Genomic DNA, 8,916 nt, shown 5'->3' with positions numbered 1-8,916 from the left:
GCCCCGACCGCCGCGGCCGCCCCGGCCGCGCCGGCCCAGCCCGGCGCCGCCGCCTCGCCCACCAAGCCCGCCGGGGGGAACTGACCATGCGCGCCAACCGGATCGTCCTGCCCGCCGTCCTGCTGCTGGTCGCCCTGGTGATCCAGGTCAGCGTGCTCGGCCGGCTCCAGCTGCCCGGCGCCACCCCCGACCTGCTGATGCTCGTCGTGGTCGGCCTCGCCCTGGTCTACGGCCCGTCCGGCGGCTGCCTGGTCGGCTTCGCCGGCGGCCTGCTCGCCGACCTCGCCCCGCCGTCCGACCACGCGATCGGCCGCTACGCCCTGGTGCTCTGCCTGGTGGGCTACGCCGCCGGCCTGCTGCGCCCGGAGGGCGGCCGGCAGCGTTCGGCGCTCAGCGCGCTGCTGGTGGTGGCCGGCGCGGCGGTCGTCTCCACCCTGCTGTACGCCACCGTCGGCGCCCTGGTCGGCGACACCGCCGCCCGGCACGTCGGCCTCACCGGGCTGGTGCTCAGCGCCCTGCTGTACGACGTGCTGCTGGCCCCGTTCGTGGTGCCCGCCGTGATGCTGGTGGCCCGCCGCTACGACCAGGGCCCGGCCGCCGTCGCGGCCGGCAGCGGTGACGGCGGCGGCTCCGGGCTCGGCTCGCTGGCCCGCTACCGGACCACCCGGGAGGCCTCGCCGATGCCCGTCAACACCCGCAAGAAGCGTCCGCTGAACCTCGCCAAGCGCCCCTGAGCCGCACGGTGATAGGAGTCACTGCCCCGTGAGCAACATCCCGGAGACCGGCCGCACCCAGCGGGTGACGATCCGTCTTGTGGTGCTGCAGATCCTGGTCCTGTCGCTGCTCGCCACCCTCGGCGGCCGCCTCTGGTACCTGCAGATCCGCACCGGCGACCAGTACGCCGCCAAGGCCGAGGGCAACCACATCCGCGAGGTGGTGGAGCCCGCCGTCCGCGGCGAGATCCTGGACGCCTCCGGCCGGGTGCTGGCCGGCAACGAGACCAAGCTGGTCGTCTCGGTCAGCCGCACCTCGCTGCTGCAGCAGAAGGACCACGGCAAGGGCGTGCTGACCCGGCTCGCCGAGGTGCTCGGCCTGCCCGCCAAGGACGTCCAGGACAAGGTCCGGCTCTGCGACGCCAAGACGCCGCAGCCCTGCTGGAACGGCTCGCCGTACCAGCCGATCCCGGTCACCCAGCAGGCCACCACCCAGCAGGCGATGCAGATAATGGAACGCCGCGAGGACTTCCCCGGCGTCACCGCCCAGCCGACCGCGGTCCGCCGCTACACCGGCGTCGAGGGCGCCAACGCCTCGCAGGTGCTCGGCTACCTCTCGCCGGTCACCGACGACGAGGTCACCAGGACCGCCGACAAGACCGGCCGGGACCGCCGGCTGCCCTCCGACCAGATCGGCCGGGCCGGCCTGGAGTCCGTCTACGACGACGACCTGCGCGGCACCACCGGCGTCGACAAGCTGGAGGTGGACAACCTCGGCCGGGTGATCGGCAGCGCCGGCCGCACCCCCGCCCAGCCCGGCGCCAACCTGGTCACCAGCATCGACGCCCGGGTCCAGAAGGTGGTCGAGGACCAGCTCCAGCAGGCCATGACGGACGCCCGCAAGGTGTACGACAAGGAGACCAAGAAGAACTACGAGGCCGACTCCGGCGCCGCCGTGGTGATGGACGTGCACACCGGCCGGATCATCGCGATGGCCAGCGCGCCCACCTTCGACCCGAACCTCTGGGTCGGCGGCATCTCCGCCAAGGACTACGCGAGCCTCAACAGCAAGGACTCCAACTACCCGCTGATCAACCGGGCCATACAGGGTCAGTCCGCCCCCGGCTCGACCTTCAAGGTCATCTCCACCACCGCGGCCGTCCAGGCCGGCTACTCGCTCGACGGCCACTACCCCTGCCCGACCAGCCTCACCATCGGCGGCCGCGAGTTCAAGAACTTCGAGAGCGAGAGCTTCGGCGACATCACGCTGGAGAAGGCGCTGGAGGTCTCCTGCGACACCGTCTTCTACGGTCTCGCGTACGACCAGTGGATGAAGGACGGCGGCATCAAGCCGAAGAACCCGGCCGACTGGTTCTTCAAGACCGCCCACCAGTTCGGTCTCGGTGCCAAGACCGGGATCGACCTGCCCGGCGAGGTCACCGGCCGGGTCCCCGACCGGCAGTGGAAGCAGTCCTTCTTCGACGCCAACAAGGACGCCTGGTGCGCCCAGGCGGCCAGGGGCGGCCATGAGTACGCCGACGAGATCGCCCGCGAGAACTGCGTCGACGGCAACCAGATGCGCGCCGGTGACAGCGTCAACTTCGCCATCGGCCAGGGCGACACCCTGGTCACCCCGGTCCAGATGGCCCGGATCTACTCGGCCCTCGCCAACGGCGGCACCCTCTACCGGCCGACCATCGGCAAGGCGATCGTCAGCCCGGACGGCACCCTGGTCCGCGACATCGCCCCGCACGAGGACGGCAAGCTGCCCGCCGACGGCAAGCTGCTCAGCTACATCAACCAGGCCACCGCGGGCGTCATCACCAGCGGCACCGCGGCCTGGAAGTTCACCGGCGCGGGCTGGCCGCAGGGCAAGATCGAGCTGCACGCCAAGACCGGCACCGCCGAGGTCGCCGGCAAGCAGACCACCTCGTGGCTGACCACCTACAGCGGCGACTACGCGGTCGTGATGACGATAAGCCAAGGCGGCACCGGCTCCGGCGGCTCCGGCGACTCGGTGCGACGGATCTACCAGGCGCTGTACGGCGTCGACGACAAGGGCAACGTGGACAACGGCAAGGCCCTGCTGCCCAAGCCGCAGGCCGAACTGCCCAAGTTCAACCCGGACGGCACCGCGATCATCAAGCCCGCCTCCTTCCAGGACGGCGCCGGCTACCCGGCCGGCTCGACCTTCCTCGACCCGGCCCCGCCGGCCGGCGGCGGCCTCGCCCCGTACCCGGTGGCCCTCGCCGCCCTCGAACCCGTCCGCACCGGCGGAAGGACCCGGGCATGACCTCCTACGGCTCGTACCGGCAGGTCCGGCTCAGCCCGCAGCGCGGCTCCATCTCCCGGGCGCTGACCAAGGACGCCCCGCTGCGCCGGGTGGACTGGATCATGATCCTGGCCGCCCTGGCACTGTCGCTCGGCAGCTCGCTGCTGGTCTGGTCGGCGACCCGCGGCCGGGACTCGCTCACCCACGGCGACCCGCAGTACTTCCTCTACCGGCACCTCACCAACCTGGTGATCGGCCTGGTGCTGTGCGGCGTGGTGGTGGTGATAGGGACGAGGCGGCTGCGGACCGCCGTGCCCTTCGTCTACATCGCCGTCCTGCTGATGCTGCTGGCCGTGCTCAGCCCGCTGGGCTCGACCATCAACGGCGCGCACTCCTGGATCCAGTTCGGCGGCGGGTTCTCGATCCAGCCCGCCGAGTTCGCCAAGCTCGGCATCGTGCTGGGGATGGCCGTGGTGCTGTCCGCCCGGGTGGACGCCGGCGAGCGGGAGTTCCCGCCCAGCCGCAGCGTGATCCAGTCGCTGGTGGTGGCCGCCGTCCCGATGGGCGTCGTCATGCTGATGCCGGACCTCGGCTCGGTGATGGTGATGGCCGTCATCGTGATGGGCATCCTGCTCGCCTCCGGCGCCGCCAACCGCTGGGTGATCGGCCTCCTGACGGTCGGTGCCGGCGGCGCGGCGGCGATCTGGAAGCTCGGTGTGCTGAGCAAGTACCAGATCGACCGCTTCGCCGCCTTCGCCGACCCGACCCTCGACCCCGGCGGCGTCGGCTACAACACCGCCCAGGCCCGGATCGCGATCGGCTCCGGCGGGCTGAGCGGCATGGGCCTGTTCCACGGCACCCAGACCACCGGCCAGTTCGTCCCCGAGCAGCAGACCGACTTCGTCTTCAGCGTGGCCGGCGAGGAGCTCGGCTTCATCGGCGGGATGGCCCTGCTCGGCCTGCTCGGCGTGATCCTCTGGCGGGCCTGCCGGATCGCCCGCCACGCCACCGACCTGTACGGCACGGTCATCGCGGCGGGCGTGGTGATCTGGTTCGCCTTCCAGGCCTTCGAGAACATCGGCATGAACCTCGGCATCATGCCCGTGGCGGGCATCCCGCTGCCGTTCGTCTCCTACGGCGGGTCCTCGATGTTCGCGGTCTGGATCGCCATCGGACTGCTGCAGTCCGTCCGCTCCCAGCGGCCGATAGGGATCTGACCCCGGCCGCTCCGACGCCCGCGATCCCTCCAACCGGGGCCGCGGGCGTCAGAATTTCGAAGGTCGCGATTCGGCTACCCTTGAGAGTCGTCCTGTTCCCGTCGCCAAAGGCTCCCCGCATGCCAGTCGAATCGGTCTTCCCACGCCTGGAGGCCCTCCTCCCGCACGTCCAGAAGCCGATCCAGTACGTCGGCGGCGAGCTCAACTCGACCGTCAAGGACTGGGACGCCTGCGACGTGCGCTGGGCCCTGATGTACCCCGACGCCTACGAGGTCGGCCTGCCCAACCAGGGCGTCATGATCCTCTACGAGGTGCTCAACGAGCGCGAGGGCGTGCTCGCCGAGCGCACCTACAGCGTCTGGCCGGACCTCGAAGCGCTGATGCGCGAGCACGCGGTGCCGCAGTTCACGGTCGACGCCCACCGCCCGGTGAAGGCCTTCGACGTCTTCGGACTGTCGTTCTCCACCGAGCTCGGCTACACCAACATGCTCACCGCGCTCGACCTCGCGGGCATCCCGATGGAGTCCAAGGACCGCACCGTCGAGGACCCGATCGTGCTGGCCGGCGGCCACGCCGCGTTCAACCCCGAGCCGATCGCGGACTTCATCGACTGCGCGGTGATCGGCGACGGCGAGCAGGCCGTGCTCGACATGACCGAGATCATCCGCGGCTGGAAGGCCGAGGGCCGCCCCGGCGGCCGGGACGAGGTGCTGCTGCGCCTCGCCCGTACCGGCGCCGTCTACGTCCCGCGCTTCTACGACGTCGAGTACCTGCCGGACGGCCGGATCGGCCGCGTGGTGCCCAACCGGGCCGGCGTGCCGTGGCGGGTCTCCAAGCACACCGTGATGGACCTCGACGAGTGGCCGTACCCCAAGCAGCCGCTGGTCCCGCTCGCGGAGACGGTGCACGAGCGGATGTCCGTCGAGATCTTCCGCGGCTGCACCCGCGGCTGCCGCTTCTGCCAGGCCGGCATGATCACGCGCCCCGTGCGGGAGCGAAGCATCACCGGCATCGGCGAGATGGTCGAGCGCGGCCTGAAGGCGACCGGCTTCGAGGAGGTCGGCCTGCTGTCGCTGTCCTCCGCGGACCACACCGAGATCGGTGACATCGCCAAGGGCCTGGCCGACCGCTACGCCGAGGACAAGGTCGGCCTGTCGCTGCCCTCCACGCGGGTCGACGCCTTCAACATCGACCTCGCCAACGAGCTGTCCCGCAACGGCCGCCGCTCCGGGCTCACCTTCGCCCCCGAGGGCGGCAGCGAGCGGATCCGCAAGGTGATCAACAAGATGGTGTCCGAGGAGGACCTCATCACCACGGTCGCCACCGCGTACGGCAACGGCTGGCGCCAGGTGAAGCTGTACTTCATGTGCGGCCTGCCCACCGAGACCGACGACGACGTGCTGCAGATCGGCACGATGGCCAAGAACGTGATCCAGAAGGGCCGCGAGGTCACCGGCCAGAACGACATCCGCTGCACCGTCTCCATCGGCGGGTTCGTGCCCAAGCCGCACACCCCGTTCCAGTGGGCCCCGCAGCTGAGCGCCGAGGACACCGACGCCCGGCTGGCCAAGCTGCGCGACTCCATCCGCGGCGACCGCAAGTACGGCAAGAACATCGGCTTCCGCTACCACGACGGCAAGCCCGGCATCATCGAGGGCCTGCTCTCCCGCGGCGACCGCCGGATCGGCGCCGTCATCCGCGCCGTGTACGACGACGGCGGCCGGTTCGACGGCTGGCGCGAGCACTTCTCCTACGACCGCTGGATCGCCTGCGCCGACAAGGGCCTGGCCGGCACCGGCGTGGACGTGGCCTGGTACACCACCCGTGAGCGCACCTACGAGGAGGTGCTGCCCTGGGACCACCTGGACAGCGGCCTCGACAAGGACTGGCTCTGGGAGGACTGGCAGGACGCCCTCGAGGAGGTCGAGGTCGAGGACTGCCGCTGGACCCCGTGCTTCGACTGCGGCGTCTGCCCCCAGATGGACACCAGCATCCAGATCGGCCCCACGGGCAAGAAGCTGCTGCCGCTGACGGTCGTCAAGTAGCGCCGCCCGCCCAGCCGTTCGAAGGAACCCGCTCCCGGCCCGCGAGGCCGGGGGCGGGTTCCGCCGTTCCCGGACACCGCCGGGCACCGGCCCGGGAGGGGCTGCACTACGATCACGGCCTCGGGACGGTCGCGGGCGGGGGAACAGATGGACGAGATGCAGCAGCCCGCGGGCTGCCTGACCTGGGTGGCACGGGCCGTCGCGCTGGTGGTGGTCCTGCCGCTGCGGTTCGCCTGGGAGGCACTGGTGGCGGCCGGACGGGCGGCCCGCAGGGTGCTCCTCGGCGCACTCGACCTGCTGCTGGTCCGGCCGGCGAAGGCCCTGCACCGGTGGCTGCTGGTCCCGCTCGGACGACTGCTGCGCGCACTGGCCACCTGGCTGGTGGTCCGGCCGTCCGGCTGGCTGTACCGGCACGCCGTCCGCCCGCTCGGACGGCTGCTCGGCGTGCTGGCGAAGGCCCTGGCGGCGGGTGCGGCGGCGGTGGCCCGCGCGCTCGGCCGCCTGCTGTCGGCGGCCCTGTCCGGCGCCGGGAAGGCCCTGCGGTGGCTGTGGCGGTACGCGGTGACGCCGCCGGTCCGCGCCCTCCTGGCGGCGCTGAGGCTGGCCCGGCGGGCCGCGGGGTGGCTCGGCGGTGCGTTGCTGACGGCCTTGCGCGCGCTGCTGCGGTACGCCGTGGTGCTGCCCGCGGGCGCCGCCGTGCGCCTGCTGCGGTGGCTCGGCACCGCCCTGGTCGCGGCCCCGCTGACCCTGCTGGGCCGGCACGTCCTGCAGCCGCTCGGCCGGGCGCTGCTGACCGCCTCGGCCGCCGTCGGCGCGGTACTGCGCCGGCTGCTGCGCAGCCTGCTGGTGGTGCCGGTGGTCGGGCTGTACCGGTACGGGCTGGTGCCGCTGGGACGTGCCGCGGTGCGGCTGGCCGGCCGGGGTGCGGCCGCCCTGCGGTGGTCGGTGCGGCACCTGGTGGTGCTGCCGGTCGTCGGGCTGTACCGGTACGGGCTGCTCCCGCTGGCGCGGGTGGTGGCGCGGCTGGCCCGTGGCGGTGCTGCCGCCGTGCGGACGGCGGCGCGGGCGACCGCGGCGGCCTGCCGCTGGACGGTGCGGCACCTGCTGGTACCGCTCGGACGGGCGATGGTGCGGGCGGTCCGCGGCCTCGGCCGGGGCATCGAGTGGCTGGCCCGGGCGCTCGGCGTGGTGGTCGGCACGGTCCTCGGCCACCTGGTCGTGCTGCCGCTGGCCTGGCTCTGGCGGACGCTGCTCGGCCCGCTGCTGCGCGGGCTGTGGCGGGTCCTGCTGGGAGCCTGGCGGCTGGCCGGCCGGGCGTGGCGGGCCCTGGTGGTGCGCCCGTGCCGCTGGGTCCGGCGCGAGGTGTGGTGGCCGGTCAAGGCGGAGCTGCGCCGGGCCGCCGCCGAGGTCCGCCGGGCGAGCCGGGAGATCCGCCGGGAGCTGCGCCGTGCGCTGCTGGGGTGAGCTGGGCGCCGGCGCGGCCCGCGGGCCGCGTACCCTTGTCCTGACAGAAGTCCGGCCGATGCCCCGACACGGTGGCGCGCCGGACTGGCCAACTGACTAAGGACTGAGCGACCCTGGCACGCCGCACGCCCGACGGTCCGCCGCCCGCTCCGACGGTGCAGCGCATCCGTCTGCGCTACACCAAGCGCGGCCGTCTGCGATTCACCAGCCACCGGGACTTCCAACGCGCCTTCGAGCGCGCGCTGCGCCGCTCGGCCGTCCCCATGGCGTACTCCGCGGGCTTCACCCCGCACCCCAAGGTCTCGTACGCCAACGCCGCCCCGACCGGGGTCGCCAGCGAGGCCGAGTACCTGGAGATCGGCCTGGCCGAGTTCCGCGACCCGGAGCAGCTGCGCGCGCAGCTCGACGAGTCGCTCCCGCCCGGCCTGGACGTGATCGACGCGGTCGAGGTGCGCACCCCGCACTTCGTGGAGCGCCTGGAGGCCTCGGTGTGGCAGCTGCGCCTTGACGGCGTGGCGCACGAGGAGGCCGGCCGCGCGGTCTCCGCCTTCCTCGCGGCCGACGCCGTCGAGGTCCAGCGCCAGACCAAGAACGGCATGCGGGTCTTCGACGCCCGCGGTGCCGTCGCCGGTCTGGAGGTTGTTCCGCCGCAGACGGGGAATGGTAACGACACCGGTACGGACGGTACCGGTGATGTTCGGACCACCGGTCCCTGTGCGATACTGCGGCTGGTAGTACGACACGCCACACCCGCCGTACGACCCGACGACGTTTTGTCCGGTCTCCGTGCGACGGCCGACCTGGCGCCGCCGGTCCCCGCTGAGGTGACCAGGCTGGCGCAGGGGCCGCTCGACGAGGAGTCCGGCACGGTGACCGACCCGCTGGCGCTCGACCGCGCAGCGGCCACGGACGGCCAGTAGCGGCCTCCTGGCTGCGCGCATCCGCGTCCGCCGGGCGGGCGGGAGCCCCGGTCCGGAGCAACTCCGGTCCTGCGGCTCCCCGGGCCCCGCGGCTCCCCAGGGGAGCGAGCGCCGTCGCACATGAAGGCCAGCCCTTGCGGCCGGCCGACCCGGATGGTCGGCCGGCCCGAGGATCCTTCCTCCGGCCCGCAACCGGGCCGGAGGGCCCGCCTGGCAGCCAACCAGGCCGGCTCCGGAGTGGCCCGGACAACTGAGAAGACTGGCCCAGACCAGAAGACTTTCGAC

At 72.7% G+C, this 8,916-nt stretch carries 6 protein-coding genes; all 6 read left to right on the top strand.

All coding sequences use genetic code 11. The features are described 5' to 3' along the window. Positions 1 to 86 precede the first annotated feature (86 nt). Positions 87 to 734, top strand: coding sequence for a rod shape-determining protein MreD (gene mreD / locus AA75_RS12455; RefSeq protein WP_033820003.1), 648 nt, complete (start codon positions 87 to 89; stop codon positions 732 to 734). Positions 735 to 762: 28 nt separating this feature from the next. Next, on the top strand, positions 763 to 3,006 hold the full coding sequence (gene mrdA, locus AA75_RS12450) for a penicillin-binding protein 2 (protein ID WP_033820002.1): 2,244 nt from the start codon (positions 763 to 765) through the stop codon (positions 3,004 to 3,006). Next, complete coding sequence (rodA, locus tag AA75_RS12445; RefSeq protein ID WP_033820001.1) at positions 3,003 to 4,202, top strand: rod shape-determining protein RodA; 1,200 nt, start codon at positions 3,003 to 3,005, stop codon at positions 4,200 to 4,202. Before mrdA ends, rodA begins: the two co-directional genes overlap by 4 nt. Before the next feature lie 119 nt (positions 4,203 to 4,321). Beyond that, positions 4,322 to 6,247 carry a TIGR03960 family B12-binding radical SAM protein gene (locus tag AA75_RS12440; protein WP_033820000.1) on the top strand — a complete coding sequence of 642 codons (1,926 nt, stop codon included), beginning with the start codon at positions 4,322 to 4,324 and terminating at the stop codon, positions 6,245 to 6,247. A gap of 147 nt (positions 6,248 to 6,394) precedes the next feature. Continuing rightward, positions 6,395 to 7,711: a hypothetical protein gene (locus AA75_RS12435; protein WP_033819999.1), complete on the top strand. Its 1,317-nt coding sequence runs from the start codon at positions 6,395 to 6,397 to the stop codon at positions 7,709 to 7,711. Between the two features lie 155 nt (positions 7,712 to 7,866). Next, entirely contained in the window at positions 7,867 to 8,631 is a 765-nt protein-coding gene (locus AA75_RS12430) for a TIGR03936 family radical SAM-associated protein (RefSeq protein WP_033819998.1), read from the top strand. Positions 8,632 to 8,916: the final 285 nt, after the last annotated feature.

This window comes from Kitasatospora sp. MBT63 (assembly GCF_000710465.2).
GTDB lineage: Bacteria > Actinomycetota > Actinomycetes > Streptomycetales > Streptomycetaceae > Kitasatospora.
This window is presented reverse-complemented; position numbering and strand designations above follow the sequence as displayed.